General features: G+C 39.5%; 11 protein-coding genes. 4 read left to right on the forward strand and 7 right to left on the reverse strand.

Annotated elements, in window-relative coordinates; genetic code table 11:
- Positions 1-1,146: a 5-(carboxyamino)imidazole ribonucleotide synthase gene (locus tag OM33_RS10550; protein ID WP_038641528.1), complete on the forward strand. Its 1,146-nt coding sequence runs from the start codon at positions 1-3 to the stop codon at positions 1,144-1,146.
- Between the two features lie 30 nt (positions 1,147-1,176).
- Here the strand turns inward: OM33_RS10550 and OM33_RS10555 are convergent, their stop codons facing one another.
- Complete coding sequence (locus tag OM33_RS10555) at positions 1,177-1,470, reverse strand: hypothetical protein (RefSeq protein WP_038641530.1); 294 nt, start codon at positions 1,468-1,470, stop codon at positions 1,177-1,179.
- 307 nt (positions 1,471-1,777) lie between these two features.
- On the opposite strand from OM33_RS10555, the gene OM33_RS10560 reads away from it, so the two are divergent.
- Positions 1,778-4,255: a S9 family peptidase gene (locus tag OM33_RS10560; RefSeq protein WP_038641532.1), complete on the forward strand. Its 2,478-nt coding sequence runs from the start codon at positions 1,778-1,780 to the stop codon at positions 4,253-4,255.
- A gap of 34 nt (positions 4,256-4,289) precedes the next feature.
- Here OM33_RS10560 and rrtA read toward each other — a convergent pair whose 3' ends face one another.
- Positions 4,290-4,796 carry a rhombosortase gene (rrtA, locus tag OM33_RS10565; protein ID WP_234402690.1) on the reverse strand — a complete coding sequence of 169 codons (507 nt, stop codon included), beginning with the start codon at positions 4,794-4,796 and terminating at the stop codon, positions 4,290-4,292.
- 150 nt (positions 4,797-4,946) lie between these two features.
- On the opposite strand from rrtA, the gene ggt reads away from it, so the two are divergent.
- Entirely contained in the window at positions 4,947-6,686 is a 1,740-nt protein-coding gene (ggt, locus tag OM33_RS10570) for a gamma-glutamyltransferase (protein ID WP_038641536.1), read from the forward strand.
- 185 nt (positions 6,687-6,871) lie between these two features.
- Positions 6,872-8,566, forward strand: a complete 1,695-nt coding sequence (locus OM33_RS10575; RefSeq protein ID WP_038641537.1) for an NAD-dependent malic enzyme — start codon at positions 6,872-6,874, stop codon at positions 8,564-8,566.
- 58 nt (positions 8,567-8,624) lie between these two features.
- On the opposite strand, the gene OM33_RS10580 is transcribed toward OM33_RS10575, so the two are convergent.
- The 5 genes from OM33_RS10580 to nrdA all read right to left on the reverse strand — a co-directional run bounded on the left by OM33_RS10580 (position 8,625) and on the right by nrdA (position 15,878).
- The gene (locus tag OM33_RS10580) at positions 8,625-9,338 is read right to left on the reverse strand and encodes a nucleoside-binding protein (protein WP_199922444.1); all 714 of its coding nucleotides are present in this window, start codon (positions 9,336-9,338) and stop codon (positions 8,625-8,627) included.
- 131 nt (positions 9,339-9,469) lie between these two features.
- The gene (locus OM33_RS10585; protein WP_038641539.1) at positions 9,470-11,965 is read right to left on the reverse strand and encodes a TonB-dependent receptor; all 2,496 of its coding nucleotides are present in this window, start codon (positions 11,963-11,965) and stop codon (positions 9,470-9,472) included.
- A 169-nt stretch (positions 11,966-12,134) separates the two neighbouring features.
- Positions 12,135-12,398: a class I ribonucleotide reductase maintenance protein YfaE gene (gene yfaE, locus OM33_RS10590; protein WP_038641540.1), complete on the reverse strand. Its 264-nt coding sequence runs from the start codon at positions 12,396-12,398 to the stop codon at positions 12,135-12,137.
- Positions 12,398-13,528 carry a class Ia ribonucleoside-diphosphate reductase subunit beta gene (gene nrdB, locus OM33_RS10595; protein WP_038641542.1) on the reverse strand — a complete coding sequence of 377 codons (1,131 nt, stop codon included), beginning with the start codon at positions 13,526-13,528 and terminating at the stop codon, positions 12,398-12,400. The genes yfaE and nrdB overlap by 1 nt, the downstream gene beginning before the upstream one ends.
- A gap of 64 nt (positions 13,529-13,592) precedes the next feature.
- Positions 13,593-15,878 carry a class 1a ribonucleoside-diphosphate reductase subunit alpha gene (nrdA, locus tag OM33_RS10600; RefSeq protein ID WP_038641544.1) on the reverse strand — a complete coding sequence of 762 codons (2,286 nt, stop codon included), beginning with the start codon at positions 15,876-15,878 and terminating at the stop codon, positions 13,593-13,595.
- Positions 15,879-16,107 lie beyond the last annotated feature (229 nt).

A 16,107-nucleotide genomic window follows, 5' to 3' on the forward strand; every position in this document is an offset into this window, starting at 1 on the left:
ATGAATATTTTAGTGTTAGGGGCAGGCCAGTTAGCACGTATGATGAGCTTAGCTGGTGCACCACTTAATTTAAATATCAAAGCGTATGATGTTGGAACTAAACAGGTAGTTCACCCACTGACATTACACGTATATGAACAAGATTTAACTGCATCGATCGCTGAGAGTGATGCGATTACCGCAGAGTTTGAGCACATTCCTGATGATGTGCTTGCGCTTTGTTGCCAAAGTGGCAAATTCTATCCTGGTAAAAATGCCATTAAAGCAGGCGGTGATCGCAGTATCGAAAAAGCGTTACTTGATAAAGCCGGTGTTAACTGCGCGCCATACCAATTAATTACCGAACGTGCGCATTTAGACGAGGCGATTGCTAAGCTAGCATTGCCACTTGTAATTAAAACGTGTCAAGCAGGTTACGACGGAAAAGGCCAATGGCGTATCAAAGCTGATTCAAATGTGGATGAGATTTGGTCTGAAATGGCGGCATTTATTGCAAGTGGTACAGCTGATTTCCCGCATACCATTATTGCTGAGAAGATGATCCCATTTAACCGAGAAGTGTCTGTTATTGGTGCACGCGACAAACAAGGTAATACCGCTGTTTATCCTGTTACTGAAAACGAACATACAAACGGTGTACTGACATTATCAATTGCATCAGACATGGATGCTGGTATTCAGTCACAAGCATTAGACGCATTTAATAAGTTAAGTGCAGAAATGGATTATGTAGGCGTGCTCGCTATTGAGTTCTTCGATGTTGATGGTGAACTGATGGTCAATGAAATTGCACCGCGTGTTCATAATTCGGGCCATTGGACTCAGCAAGGTACGTTATGTAGTCAGTTTGAAAATCATCTTCGTGCAGTGGCTAATTTACCGCTAGGTGATACGCAGATGATTGGCCCAAGTGCGATGATCAATGTGCTTGGTCAAGCTGATATTCCAAAAGAAGTGTTAACTGTGCCAGGTGTAACCAGTCATTGGTATGGCAAAGGTGTTCGAGCAGGCCGTAAAATGGGCCACATTAACGTGGTTGCTAAGAATGACCGAGAACTTGGTGAAAAGTTAGCGCAGCTTGCACATTATTTACCAGAAGATGCCTACCCAGGAGTTGCAGCAAGGGCACAATTGCTGTCTAACTAATCTTTTAAGCAAACTGACGCGACGCTAGTGTCAGTTTGCTTCACTTTGAATATCCACTTCTACATAAAATGGCACGGCTGCATGTGATATGTATTTGCCTTGCAGTAAGCGCTCTTGTCCATGAAGGCTCTGTTCATAATGGGGTTGCTTATTTCGCAGCATATTTTGCCAAAAGTCACCAATATCGAGAGAAATAATTGACTCATTGCCATCGCAATAAAAGTGCTGGTAGCGAGACCAATTAGCAAGCTCGTCTTGTTTAAGCCATTTAGCCATACTTGTTTTATCAGGTCCGCGATAAATGCGTAATCTAAATTTGCTCATAACGGGTTAACCTTGTTCCATATATGTTAAGGGTAGACAATGGTCTTCAACTTTGAGAAATAAATTTAAATTTTTTGAATAAATTTTGAACTATTTTGAAATGGTCACGGTCTATTACTATGAAACGACAATTAATCATTTCGTTTCGACCTAAATTGCTAGCGCAGAGTATTCGGCCAACACCTTGTTGGCCTTTTTTTTACTGCAAATGTAATCGTCAAAATCACATATTTAAACGATAAGAACAGTTTTAATTTGCAATGTAGTTTGATTAAATTGGGATAATTTAAACCATAAAAAAATACCCATGTATAATAAATCTCTTATCGCGTTAGCTGTTACTGCATGTATCAGTTTAACAGGTTGTAAAACAACCAATTCAACACAACAAGTAACAGCACAATCGTTTCCTTCGGTTGTTGAAACAACTACCCATCAGGGGCCTGAAACTATCACTCTAAAACAGGCAATGGCACATCCCGATTGGTTAGGCCGACAGCCTGAGCGTGCGTTTTGGTCGCTTGATTCAAGTGCAGTACATTACTCACGTAAACAAGCGGGAAATGAACTAAGAGATACATTCACACGATCACTCACAGGTGAAGGTAACGGTCAGTTAGTTAGCTTAGATAAATTACATACACTGGGTGCCAAACAACTCACATTCAGCCAAGACAATAAATGGGTTGCTTACACTTTCAAAGGCAATATTTTTGCGTTAGAGCAGTCAAGCGGCCAGTTAAAGCAATTGACTTTAACTGACGATAGCGCTTCACAACTTCAATTTTTAACATCAGGTGAATTATCATACCGTGTTAAAGATAGTTTTTATAAAGTTAATGTTGAATCTGGTATGCGTCAGCAAATTGTTGCCTTAAAAGCGGCTGACAAACCACAAGGTGTTGCTGAGCCAACTAGCTACATTGCAAAAGAGCAACATAAACTAATTGATTTTGTTGCGCTAACTCACAAAAACACAAAAGATAAAGAAAATTATAATCAACGGCTTACAGAGCAAAACAACAGTATCATGAACGATACCTATTACCTTGGTAAAGGTAATCGTATTGTAAGTGCCGTTTTATCACCAGCGGGCGATAAGCTAATCACAGTGATTACTGAAAGCAAACCCTGGCGCGATGATGGCGATATAATGCCAAATTACATTGGTCAAAATGGTGAAATTGTTGCTGAAAAAGTACGTCGTCGTGTTGCTGATACAAAACCGTCTGGCTCTGAACTTATCCTTATCGACTTAACTGAAAACACGCAAACAACTTTGCCGTTTGATACATTACCGGGTTTTGATGAAGATGTTTTAGCGGATGTTAAGGCTGAAAATGCAAAAGCAGAAGGTAAAACGTACAAATCTCAAAACGCACCACGTCACATCAACCTAATGATGGACTGGGGTTGGTCGCAAAGTGCTATTCAATGGAATCAATCTGGCGCTCAAGTGGCTATAATGCTGGAAGCGTTTGACAATAAAGACCGTTGGATTGCAACCGTTGATTTTAAGCAAAACAAGCTGGTATCTCAACATCGCCTGCATGACAAAGCATGGGTAAATTACACGTACAATAACTTTGGCTGGTTAAATCAGCAAGACGATACGCTTTATTATTTGTCTGAAGAGTCAGGGTATAGCCATATTTATACAAAACCGCTAAACGGTAAAGCCAAGCAATTAACCAAAGGCCAGTTTGTTGTATCAGAATTAACACAAACGCGTAATAGCCAATCTATTTTCTACAAAGCAAATAAGAAACACCCTGGTATTTATGAAATCTATAAGTTAGATCTGACCACGGGTGAAAGTAGTGCGCAAACGGATTTAAACGGAATGACGGATTACCAGTTAAGTCCGGATGAAACAAAGTTATTGCTGACGCATTCTAAATTAGCGTTACCGCCAGAGCTCTATGTATCAAATGTTGATGGCGAAAAAGTGACGCGTTTAACCAATACTGTTTCTGAAAAGTTCTTAAATACCCAACTGATAGCGCCAAAAGTGGTTGCGGTGCCATCAAGTCATACTGATCAACCCATTTATGCCAAAGTGTATTACCCGCGTGATTATAAAGAAGGTGAAACTGGCAAAGCCCGTAAAGCCGTTATTTTTAACCATGGTGCGGGTTATTTACAAAACTCTCATTTAGGTTGGTCAGGTTACTTCCGCGAATTTATGTTCCATTCTTTCCTTGCAGAGCAAGGTTATGTGGTAATGGACATGGATTACCGCGCGTCTAAAGGCTATGGTCGAGATTGGCGTACCGCGATTTATCGTCATATGGGTAAACCAGAAATCGAAGATTTGGCTGATGGCGTAAACTGGATGGCAGAAAATGCCAATGTTAATAAAGATAGAGTGGGTACCTATGGTGGCTCTTACGGTGGCTTTATGACATTTATGGCGTTATTAACGCGTCCTGAGTTATTCCAAGCGGGTGCAGCACTTCGTCCTGTGTCTGACTGGGCATATTATAATAACCCATACACCTCAAATATCTTAAACCACCCAGATGTTGATCCAATTGCGTATAAGCGTAGCTCACCAATTTACTTTGCAGAGGGGCTTGAAAAACCGTTACTTATCAACGCACCTATGATTGATGATAATGTATTCTTCCAAGATGTAGTGCGTTTGGTACAGCGTTTTATTGAGCTTGAAAAAGAAAACTATGAAACGGCGATTTACCCTGTAGAACCACATGGGTTTAAACAGCCATCAAGCTGGTTAGATGAATATCGTCGCATCTATAAGTTATTTGAACAGAACTTATAATTTAAGCAGTAAAAAGGCCGCTTCGCGGCCTTTTTTATTGCGTTAATTGTTCACGTAGTGCGTTTCGGTTTAGCTTGGCATAAACAAATATCCCTGAAACTGCACCAATTAAATGTGCTTCAATGGCGACACGTGCTTCTATTAGTTCACCAAGTTCTGCACTTGGCCCAGTATATTGCTCCCATGCAATTTTTAACCACACACCAATAAATAGTAAATAGCCAGTTTTCATACCTTTTTGGCAATCGATTAATGCACCAATAATAATCAAACCATGTAATACGCCACTAAGCCCGTTATAAATGGTATTTTCAGGGTAAAAAATATATAAGCCGCCGCCAGTGTAAAGAGCGAGTAAAAATAGTGCTAAGGCATATTTTTTACTGTCATAGTACTCGCCATGAAGTGCCCAAATAAGCGCAACACCTGCTAAATTAAGCATTAAGTGGTAGCCATTTGAATGACTAAAATGTCCTGTGATAATGCGCCAGTATTCTCCTGTGGCAAATAGGGTACGATTGTACTCGAACAATTCACTCAATGGTGTGGCGAAAATTACAATGGCGGAAATGATTAGAATAATAGGGGCAGAGATAAATCGCTTTTCAAACGGCAGGTTTAACATAATTGATAGGTGTTAATAAGCATTAAATGTAGGTAAGATTATCACAAATAAACAGATTCCATAATTATGAAAAAACTAAAACAAACGCTCTCTCGTGTAATTCTGGCGTCAAGCTTAGTATCAATTAATAGCTTCGCAACCATTGTGGGTGAACCAGAAGCAAGTACGGGACTGACAGAAAAACAACAAGTTGTAGCAAATAAATACATGGTTTCAGCAGCCAACTCCTATGCCGTAAAAGCAGGCGCTGCAGTACTTGCTAAAGGTGGCAGTGCGGTGGATGCTGCAATTGCAGTGCAATTAGTATTGACCTTAGTTGAGCCACAATCATCAGGTATTGGTGGCGGTCTGTTCTTAATGCATTATGATAAATCAGCGCAACACCTAACCAGTTTTGATGGTCGTGAAACTGCACCTGCAAAAGCCACAGAATCATTGTTCTTAGATGAAAATGGTAAGCCTATTCGCTGGATTGAAGCGGTTGTGGGCGGGCGCTCTGTTGGTGTTCCGGGTGCGTTTGCTGCCTTACATCAAGCACACACCCGTTATGGTAAACTCCCATGGAATGAATTGTTTGTTGATGCAATTGAACTGAGTGAAAACGGATTTGTGGTATCGCCCCGATTAGAAAAACTTGTAAGTCTGAAAATAAACCCGGGGGTTGCGTTAATTGATGATACCAAAGCTTACTTTATGCCAAATGGTGAAGCGCTTAAAGCTGGTAGTGTAAAAAAGAACCCTAAATTAGCTGCACTCTATAGAAAGGTCGCCAAACAAGGCGTTAACGCTTTTTATCAGGGGGAGAATGCGAAACAATTGGTAAATGCAGTTAAAACTTCTGCGATTGCACCTGGCCATTTATCGTATGACGACCTAATCAATTATCGTAGTATTGAACGCAAACCAGTTTGTGCGCCTTATAAAGCATACAAAGTGTGTTCAATGGCACCGCCTAGTTCTGGTGGTATTACCGTGCTGCAAATTATGGCTTTATTAGAACACAGTAATGCACCGTTACAACAGCATTGGGATACCGATTCAGCACATGCTTTTACACAAGCGTCAAGACTCGCATTTGCTGATCGTGATTTTTATATAGCAGATCCGGATTTTGTTGATGTACCAACGCAAAATATGATCAATCCTAGCTATTTAAAAGCACGCAGTTCACTAATTAAAAATACAGATATGGGAACAGCGTTACCGGGTGATTTTTCAAAGGATTGGTCTGATACTCAAGTAAATTATGAACAGCCAAATACGTCACATGTCTCCATTGTTGATAGCCATGGGAACGCTGTGTCTATGACGACATCAATTGAAATGGGTTTTGGCTCTGGCTTAATGGTTAATGGCTATTTATTAAACAATCAACTTACAGATTTTACGTTCAACCCTAAACGTGATGATAAACTAGTTGCAAACCGTGTTGAACCAAATAAACGCCCGCGCTCATCTATGTCACCGGTAATGGTATTTAATCAAGATGGCAGTCTTAAATTAGTAATCGGTTCTCCTGGTGGTTCACGCATTATTAACTATGTAGCTAAAGCGCTTGTCGGTGTATTAGATTTTGGTCTTTCGCCGCAACAAGCGATTGAGCTTGCCAATATCACAAATCGAAATCGCGTTACTACGCTTGAAAAGGGTTCGGACATCGAACATCTCAAACCCGCGCTTGAGGCAAAAGGGCACACTGTAGTTATTCGTGACTTAAATTCAGGTATTCACGCCGTTATGGTTGAGGGTGATAAACTACTTGGTGCTGCTGATCCAAGGCGTGAAGGTGTCGCAATAGGCGAGTAATCTCGAGCACGTAAATAAAATGATAGTAATAAGTTAAACTTGGTTAATTCTTTAATTCAGCCATTGCTTTAACTTATTGCTACTTAGATAATGTTTTTTAATTATCCGTTAATTATCTTATAGTTTTGCATTTTTAAACTTTGGTTTAATAATTAGAACTATTACAACACACCACCAAGAATATAATGACAGAACACACAAATAAAAATTACCTGTATATTCCTTATGCAGGACCAACATTAATTGAAACTCCACTGTTAAATAAAGGCAGTGCATTTAGTCAACGCGAACGTGAACAGTTTAATTTGGCTGGCTTATTGCCACCAATTTTTGAATCGATTGAAGAGCAAGTTGAGCGCTGTTACCAACAATACAAGAGCTTTACTAATAATCTTAATAAGCATATCTACTTACGTGCAATTCACGATACTAACGAAACGTTATTCTTTAGGTTAGTACGTGATCATCTAGAAGAGATGATGCCGATCATCTATACGCCAACAGTAGGAGAGGCGTGTGAGCGCTTTTCTGATATTTACCGTAAGCACCGTGGTTTATTTATTTCGTATGAAGATCGCCATAATATTGATGATATTCTTCGTAACGCAACAAAAGGTAAAGTGAAAGTTATTGTTGTCACTGACGGTGAGCGCATTCTTGGTTTAGGTGACCAAGGTATTGGTGGTATGGGTATTCCTATCGGTAAATTATCACTTTACACTGCGGTCGGTGGCATTAGTCCTGCTTATACACTACCAGTTATGCTTGATGTGGGTACAAATAATCAGACATTGCTTGATGACCCAATGTATATGGGACGCCGTCACAAACGTATTTCTCAAGAGCAATACGATGAATTCTTAGAGTTATTTATCAATGCTGTAAAACGTCGTTGGCCGAGTGTAATGTTGCAATTTGAAGACTTTGCACAGCCAAATGCAATGCCACTTTTACAGCGCTACCGTGATAAAATTTGTAGCTTTAATGATGATATTCAAGGTACAGCTTCAGTGACTGTTGGTTCTTTATTAGCAGCATGTCGTGTTAAAGGTGAAGCGTTATCATCACAAAAAGTGGTATTTGTTGGTGCAGGATCAGCGGGTTGCGGTATTGCTGAGCAAATTATTTCACAAATGGTGAGTGAAGGCATTAGTGAAGCGCAAGCGCGCTCACAAATCTTTATGGTTGACCGCTTCGGTTTATTGACCGAAGGTATGAAAGACTTACGTGATTTCCAGCAAGTGCTTACTCAAAAACAAGAATCATTAAGTGAATGGAATTACAGCGGTGATTACGCGTCTTTACTTGATGTAATGCACTGTGCAAAACCGGATATTTTAATTGGTGTATCAGGGCAGCCAGGGCTATTCACTGAACAGGTGATCAAAGCAATGCATCAAGGATGCAAACAGCCTATTATCTTCCCACTAAGCAATCCAATTAAACAAGTTGAAGCGATGCCAGAAGATGTGATTGCTTGGACTAATGGGGAAGCGATTGTTGCAACAGGCAGCCCATTTGAACCAGTGACGTTCAATGGTAAAGAACACATTATTCCTCAATGTAATAATAGTTATATTTTCCCAGGTATTGGTTTAGGCGTTGTTGCTGTTGGTGCTAAACGAATTACAGATGAAATGCTAATGGTTGCAAGTGAAACTCTTGCTGCAGCATCACCGCGAGCAAATACTGGAGAGGGCAGCTTGTTACCGCCGTTGACTCAAGTTGAAGCACTGTCAAAGAAAATCGCCTTTAACGTTGCGAAAAAAGCAATTGAGCAAAGTGTTGCCTTAGAAATTTCGGATGAAAAACTAGCAAGCTTAATTGAGAAGAACTACTGGTTACCAGAGTATCGCGATTATAAACGTGTTAGTATCTAAGTCTTCTATTTTAAAAAGCCCTGCAAATGCAGGGCTTTTTATTTAATTGACGATAATTTTAAAAATGGTACTTGACGAGTAAATTAACGTTATTTTCATTAACGCCATCAATACCAAACTTATCTAGCCAATAAACGTATTCAACACCAATATACAATTTAGAATCTAAATTCAGGTGTGGCGCAACATCATATTTAAGTTGTGATGTAAGATTCATTTGTGAAACATTGTTATCACGACTTGTTGCATAATCCATAAAGCCATCATAATAAAACGGGCCAATTGGCAAGCCCCAGGTAACGGTTGTTTGATAATTATTATCACCATGTTCGTTATTACGGTAATAAAAATTAACATTAAAGTAGTTAAAATAGGGCACATCAAAGCCTGCGCCAACACCATATAAATAGTTGGTTAAGCTAGAGCCAGCACCTGTGTGTGAAGAGAAATTACCATATTCAATTGTGGTAGCAACATATAGGGCTTTAACAGGGCTATTTTCAAATTCAGTTAGCTTGAATCGCGGTGAGAATTCGCCATAAATTTCTTTATCACCATTATTTGATTCGAGACGATCAACAAAGGTAAAACTATCACCCCATGTCGTCGCTGCTACATGCTCTAGTGTCATTACTTGGCGTTTATTATCACCCACTTCATAGTTGCTACCATTTAAATAACTGACACTAAAATCTGAGAATAGGGTTTTTGCAGAAACATTACTGGCTAAACAGCATGATGCACACAATGTAATTAATGGAAATGCTCGCACATTTACCTCTTAGAGTTGTTTATATTGATTTTATGTGAATTTTAGCAGAGATTTTGGTGGTTTAAGAAAATTAGATAAAAATAAAGGGCGTATCTAACGCCCTTTATTACATTTTAATAGTATTTGTGTGTTTAAAAGTAAACGCGCATACCTAATTGGAAATTACGACCAGGTAACGGTGCAATATCTTTAATAAATGAAGTATGGCTAAACGCTAACTCATCCGTTAAGTTTTGCACTTTAGCAAAGATATAAGAGTCTGTGTTTAGAACATCTAAATTATATTTTGCAGCGATATCAAGCAAAGTATAACTTTCAGTATGTGTTTCATGTGCACCCAGTTTATCTTGCTCAAAGTAATGAGTAGCAGAGAAGTTTAACTGCAATGCTTGCCAGTCATACTCTGCTTCAAAGCCCAGTTTATTTTGCGGGAAGCGTGGTAAATATTCAGATGTGTCTTTCACATCGTTACGAATATGATCACCCATCACTTTAAGCATTAAGTCACTGTTAACTTGGTAGTGAACATCAAACTCAATACCGTATAAATCAACATCGGCGTATTGATATTGGAAAACACGTGTTGCTTCGTCTTCATCATGACCATGTGATAAGAATTCTTCCATTGAAAGCATTTCATCATGGTGTGAGTCGATTACTAAGCCAGTATCTTGTTGGAAATAGAAATTATCAATCTGGTTATAAAAAGCATTAATCGTGTAACCAAAATCACCATTAAATTTACGCAATGTTAAATCAAGGTTGTTTGATGTTTCTTGCTCAATATTCTCAGGCTCAAAGTGGATTTCACCCTCTTCAATTTCATAGCCTAACCCTAAATCATAGGTACCTGTTGCAATGTGCAGACCATTTGATAATAGTTCTGCTGCACTTGGTGAACGTTCAGAGTGACCTACTGATAAGGCAAGAGAATGGCCTTCTTGAAAATTCCAGATTGTACCGGCAGATAAACTAATACTGTCAAATTCACCAACATAAGCATACTCTTCACCATGATGTTCTTCATCACCATGTTCTTCATCACCATGTTCTTCGTGATCATGCTCATCGTGTCCGTGTTCTTCATGGCCTAATAAAATTTCAGGTGCGTCGATCTCAGTACTTTCAAAGCGTGCGCCTAATTCAACACGGAAATCTCCAAAGGTTCTTTCTTCTAGCGCAAACAATGCATGTTGTGTTGTGTCACTGTGAGGTGTAAATGCTTCTGCACCATCTGCACCGTAATCTGAATCATAATAGTGGTAGCCAACTACACCGTGCCAGCCGAGTAGGTTATGTTCAGCGGTTGCACGTAACTCTTTTGATTCATTTGTAAATACAGTACCTTCCATGCCTTCTTCAATCTCAGCATGTCGGTAATCAGTGTAACCTAGCTTTACATCAAAACGTTCAATGGCAGAATCATGTAAGCTGTATGTAAAGTTTGCTTGATAACGGTCTTGTGTTAATCGAGCAAATACATCACCATGCTCTTCATGTGCATCATGCTCTTCCTCGTGGCCTTCTTCTTCATGCTCTTCTTCATGGCCATGATCGTGCCCTGCATGAGAGTGTCCTGGAATACCATAGTCAGATTCAATTCTTCCATAAGCAATACCCACTACTAGGTGATCATTTACATAGCTTGTACCTAAATTGAACGCTGTGGTATCAATAAAGCTATTTTCAATAGAATCGATAGCTTCTTCATCATGTTCATCGTGATGATCTTCGCCTTCATGTGCTTCAGCATCATGCTCTTCCTCATGTTCATCATGATGTGCTTCAAACTTAGGCACTGTTGTATCTTCAGTTTTACGCTTCAATCCATCTAAGTGGAAATTAAAGCCATTGTCACCACCGTTCAGCACAAATGCCGCTGTGTTGCCTTCATTTACAGTATCATGTTTGTACTCAACCGCACCTTCGAGTGATTCGTAATTAGTTGAGGGGATGCGCGCATCTACAACGTTAACAACACCACCAATTGCACCTGAGCCATAAAGTAGTGTTGCAGGGCCACGCAATACTTCAATTTGTTCAGCACTTAATGTTTCATTGGTATTCGCATGATCAGGGCCGACACGTGATGCATCACTGCTTTCTAATCCGTTTTGCATAATACGAACGCGTGGACCATCTAAACCACGGATAACCGGAGATGATGACACAGGGCCGAAGTACGTTTGATTAACACCAGGTAGTTTATTTAATGTCTCACCTAAGGTGCTTGATGAGCGGTCTTTTAACTCGTCGCCTGAAATTACGGTGACTGGCGATGTCATTTCTAAGTTACTTTTATGTAACGCTGATGCATACACAGTAATAGCTTCGATTGATGACTTTTCAAGTACTAGGTTGATTGTTTGCGTTGTGTTTTGAACCTCAAGGCGCTTGTCTAAATAACCATCTTTACTGAAATGTAATTGGCTATTTGCATCTAGGTCGATTTGGTAATTACCTGAGTTATCCGTAACAACTTGCTTGTCTTTACCATGAACGTGAACAGCAACACCAGCAATTGGGTTACCTTGTGCATCGGTAAGTTGACCTGAAACAGGTGCTGCTTGAGAGGTAAGTGGAAAAACAACGCTTAACACCGCTAAGCTAATGAGAGACTTTTTCATAAACAATACTTCTAAATTTTTAACTGAAAATTCATGTTATGTGATACTGTAACACCTTAGTGCACATAAATAAATAAATTGTTATAACATTACATATGCTATTTGGTGATTATTGCAAATCCATGACATAAACATGGCTTAGTTAAAGAATAGGGCTATTGAACACTGATTAGAATTTTGGAATATCGATTTCAATATCATCAATAGGTGTTGCACAGCACAATAAAATCTCACCTTTACGTACAAAGGCTAGGGGCTCTTGCTGGTATTCGACTTGCCCGCTATTCAATTTGCAGCGACACGCACCACAAAACCCTTCACGACAGTGAAACTGTGGCTTTAATTGATTTTTTTCTAGGAAGGTAAGAAGGTTAGGCTGATCAGAGTCGAAGTGAAGACTCTGATCAGTATTCGCAATGGTAACTTTACACATTAAAGGTCAAAGTCACCAAATTCAGAGGCGTCAACTTCAGCGTCAATTTGACCTACAAGGTATGAGCTAATTTCGGCTTCTTGCGGTGCAACTTGAACGTTATCTGATACAAGCCATGCATTGATCCATGGAATCGGATTTGAACTTGTTTCAAATAATGTTGGTAAGCCTACTGCTGCCATACGAGAGTTTGTGATGTATTCTACATATTGGCACAGAATGTCTTTATTCAAACCAATCATTGAACCATCTTTAAATAAGTACTCAGCCCATTCTTTTTCTTGTTCAGCTGCTTTTTTAAACATAGCAATCGATTCTTCACGACACTGTGCAGCGACAATCGCCATCTCAGGATCATCATCACCTTCTTGCATTATATTTAGAATATGTTGTGTACCTGATAAGTGAAGCGCTTCGTCTCGCGCAATTAACTTGATTATTTTAGCGTTACCTTCCATTAGCTCACGCTCTGCAAATGCAAAAGAACACGCAAAGCTTACGTAAAAACGAATTGCTTCAAGAATATTTACCGACATAATACAAAGGTAAAGTTTTTTCTTGAGATCAAACAAGTTTATTTTTACTTCTTCACCATTAATTTGGTGCTTGCCTTCGCCGTATTCATTATAAAGCGTGGTTAAGCTGATTAATTCATCATAATAACGTGTTACTTCTTCAGCGCGCTCTGCAATTTTGTCATTGGTAACAATGTCGTCAAAAATCAGTTCAGGCTGTTTTGTAACATTTCGAATTATGTGTGTGTAAGAGCGACTATGAATTGTTTCACTGAAGGCCCATGTTTCGATCCATGTTTCAAGCTCAGGAATTGATACTATTGGTAGTAGGGCAATATTCGGTGAACGACCTTGAACACTATCAAGCAAAGTTTGGTATTTTAGGTTGCTTAAAAAAATGTGTTTTTCATGAGCCGGTAAACCTTCAAAATCAATGCGGTCTTTACTTACATCAACTTCTTCTGGGCGCCAGAAAAATGAAAGTTGTTTTTCGATTAATTTTTCGAAAATAGGGTGCTTTTGTTGATCGTAGCGCGAAACATTAACAGTTTGTCCAAAGAACATAGGTTCTTTTAATTGGTCGTTATGCTCGCGGCTAAATGTAGAATACGACATAGTAATTTTTACTCTAGAGAAAACAAACTAACGGGCAAAATAAGATTACTTTGCCCGATGTGGATTAGATTTTACACGCGCCGCCTGCACAGCCGTCATCTTCAAGCTCTGGCTTAAGCTCGTCCTGAGAATCTGATGCGCCATCACGGGTGTTGTGATAGTAAAGTGTTTTTACACCAAGCTTGTAAGCAGTCAGTAAGTCTTTCAGCAATAGCTTCATAGGAACTTTACCGCCTTCAAACTTATTTGGATCATAATTTGTGTTTGCAGAAATTGTTTGATCGATAAACTTCTGCATAATACCAACAAGCTGTAGGTAACCATCGTTACTTGGAATGTCCCAAAGTAATTCATACGCATCTTGAAGTCGCTCATATTCAGGTACTACTTGCTTCAAGATACCATCTTTACTTGCTTTAACGCTGATATGACCACGCGGTGGTTCAATACCGTTCGTCGCGTTAGAAATTTGTGACGATGTCTCGGAAGGCATAAGTGCTGAAAGCGTTGAGTTACGCATACCATGCTGCACGATACTTTCACGTAGACCATCCCAATCTAAATGCAGTTGTTCATCGCAAATTGAATCAAGGTCTTTCTTATAGGTATCAATTGGCATGATACCTTTTGCGTAAGTTGTTTCGTTAAACTTAGGACACGCACCTTTTTCTTTCGCAAGCTCGTTTGATGCCTTCATTAAATAATATTGAATTGCTTCGAACGTACGGTGTGTTAATGCATTTGCTGAACCATCAGAATACTTAACGCCATTCTTTGCAAGGTAGTACGCGTAGTTAATTACACCAATACCGAGAGTACGACGCCCCATTGTTGCATTGTAAGCCGCAGGTACTGGGTAGTCTTGGTAATCAAGTAGATTATCAAGTGCACGAACAGCAAGTTCAGCGAGCTCATCTAACTCGTCAAGTGACTTGATCGCACCTAAATTGAATGCAGAAAGTGTACACAGCGCAATTTCACCTTCTTCATCCATTACATGTTTTAATGGTTTGGTAGGCAATGCAATTTCTAAACACAGATTAGATTGACGAATAGGAGCAACCTTAGAATCAAACGGACTGTGCGTATTTGTGTGGTCAACATTCTGTAGATAGATACGACCTGTGCTTGCACGCTCTTGGGCAAACATTGAGAATAATTCAATCGCTTTTATACGCTTCTTACGAATTGACTCATCTTGTTCGTACTGTAAGTATAAACGTTCGAACTCTTCTTGATCTTCAAAGAAAGCATCATAAAGGCCAGGCACATCTGATGGACTAAATAGCGTAATATAATCATCTTTTATTAAGCGTGAATACATTACTTTGTTAAATTGCACACCATAATCTAAATGACGAACACGGTTATCATCAACACCACGGTTGTTTTTAAGTACAAGCAGGTTTTCTACTTCTAAGTGCCATAGTGGATAGAATAAGGTTGCAGCGCCACCACGTACACCACCTTGAGAACAGCTTTTAACTGCTGTTTGAAAGTGTTTATAAAATGGGATACAGCCAGTGTGAAAAGCTTCACCGTTACGAATTGGACTACCTAATGCACGGATACGTCCTGCATTGATACCAATACCTGCACGCTGGCTTACATATTTAACGATTGATGAAGATGTTGCATTGATAGAATCTAAGCTGTCATCACATTCGATTAATACACACGAGCTAAACTGGCGTGTTGGAGTACGTACACCTGCCATGATAGGCGTAGGCAAAGAAATCTTAAATGTTGAGGTTGCATCGTAAAAACGCTTTACATAATCCAAGCGTGTTGATTTAGGATATTTAGAAAACAAACACGCAGCAACTAAGATGTATAAAAACTGCGCGCTTTCGTAAATCTCACCAGAAACACGGTTTTGAACCAGATATTTACCTTCTAATTGTTTTACAGCGGCATAACTGAAAGTCAGATCACGACCGTGCTCTAGGTAAGCATCGAGCTCGTCGATTTCTTCTTTACTGTAATCAGCAAGTAAATGAGGGTCGTACTTATTCATTTCGACCATCTTAACCATATGATCGTAAAGCGTTGGCGGCTCAAAACGGCCATAAGCTTTCTTTCTCAAATGGAATATCGCTAAACGTGCAGCGAGATATTGATAATCGGGTGTTTCTTTAGAAATTAAATCTGCAGCAGCTTTAATAATAGTTTCGTGAATATCTTCAGTGCGAATACCATCATAAAACTGAATATGTGACTTTAATTCTACTTGAGAAACAGAAACGTTATTTAGGCCCTCTGCTGCCCATGCAATAACGCGGTGAATTTTGTCTAGGTCAAGCGGTTCCTTGCGACCGTCACGTTTACTGACTGAAAGCTCTTGGTTCATAGTTATGCCTGCAATTTCCTTCAAACGAGCAAATAATTTTTATTATGTCGAAATAGTGTTGTTGGACTTTAGTCCTATTATTTAGCGCACGGCTCAGGCGAAATCATCAAAAGTGGCTTTTTAAGCTTAGCTACTAGATATGGTGTCGCCATCACAGATGATCACAAGATAGAGGGGTCTAAGTCATTTTTCAAGGCCTATAAAAGCGAGAAAATAAGCGATCAAATTT

The organism is Pseudoalteromonas piratica (assembly GCF_000788395.1).
GTDB lineage: Bacteria > Pseudomonadota > Gammaproteobacteria > Enterobacterales > Alteromonadaceae > Pseudoalteromonas > Pseudoalteromonas piratica.

What these genes read in the sequence shown, in the direction of transcription:
- OM33_RS10560 (WP_038641532.1), top strand. Translation starts at nt 1,778, where the DNA reads ATGTATAATAAATCTCTTATCGCGTTAGCTGTTACTGCATGTATCAGT.
- OM33_RS10585 (WP_038641539.1), bottom strand. Translation starts at nt 11,965, where the DNA reads ATGAAAAAGTCTCTCATTAGCTTAGCGGTGTTAAGCGTTGTTTTTCCA.
- OM33_RS10555 (WP_038641530.1), bottom strand. Translation starts at nt 1,470, where the DNA reads ATGAGCAAATTTAGATTACGCATTTATCGCGGACCTGATAAAACAAGT.
- OM33_RS10575 (WP_038641537.1), top strand. Translation starts at nt 6,872, where the DNA reads ATGACAGAACACACAAATAAAAATTACCTGTATATTCCTTATGCAGGA.
- OM33_RS10550 (WP_038641528.1), top strand. Translation starts at nt 1, where the DNA reads ATGAATATTTTAGTGTTAGGGGCAGGCCAGTTAGCACGTATGATGAGC.
- yfaE (WP_038641540.1), bottom strand. Translation starts at nt 12,398, where the DNA reads ATGTGTAAAGTTACCATTGCGAATACTGATCAGAGTCTTCACTTCGAC.
- nrdA (WP_038641544.1), bottom strand. Translation starts at nt 15,878, where the DNA reads ATGAACCAAGAGCTTTCAGTCAGTAAACGTGACGGTCGCAAGGAACCG.
- ggt (WP_038641536.1), top strand. Translation starts at nt 4,947, where the DNA reads ATGAAAAAACTAAAACAAACGCTCTCTCGTGTAATTCTGGCGTCAAGC.
- nrdB (WP_038641542.1), bottom strand. Translation starts at nt 13,528, where the DNA reads ATGTCGTATTCTACATTTAGCCGCGAGCATAACGACCAATTAAAAGAA.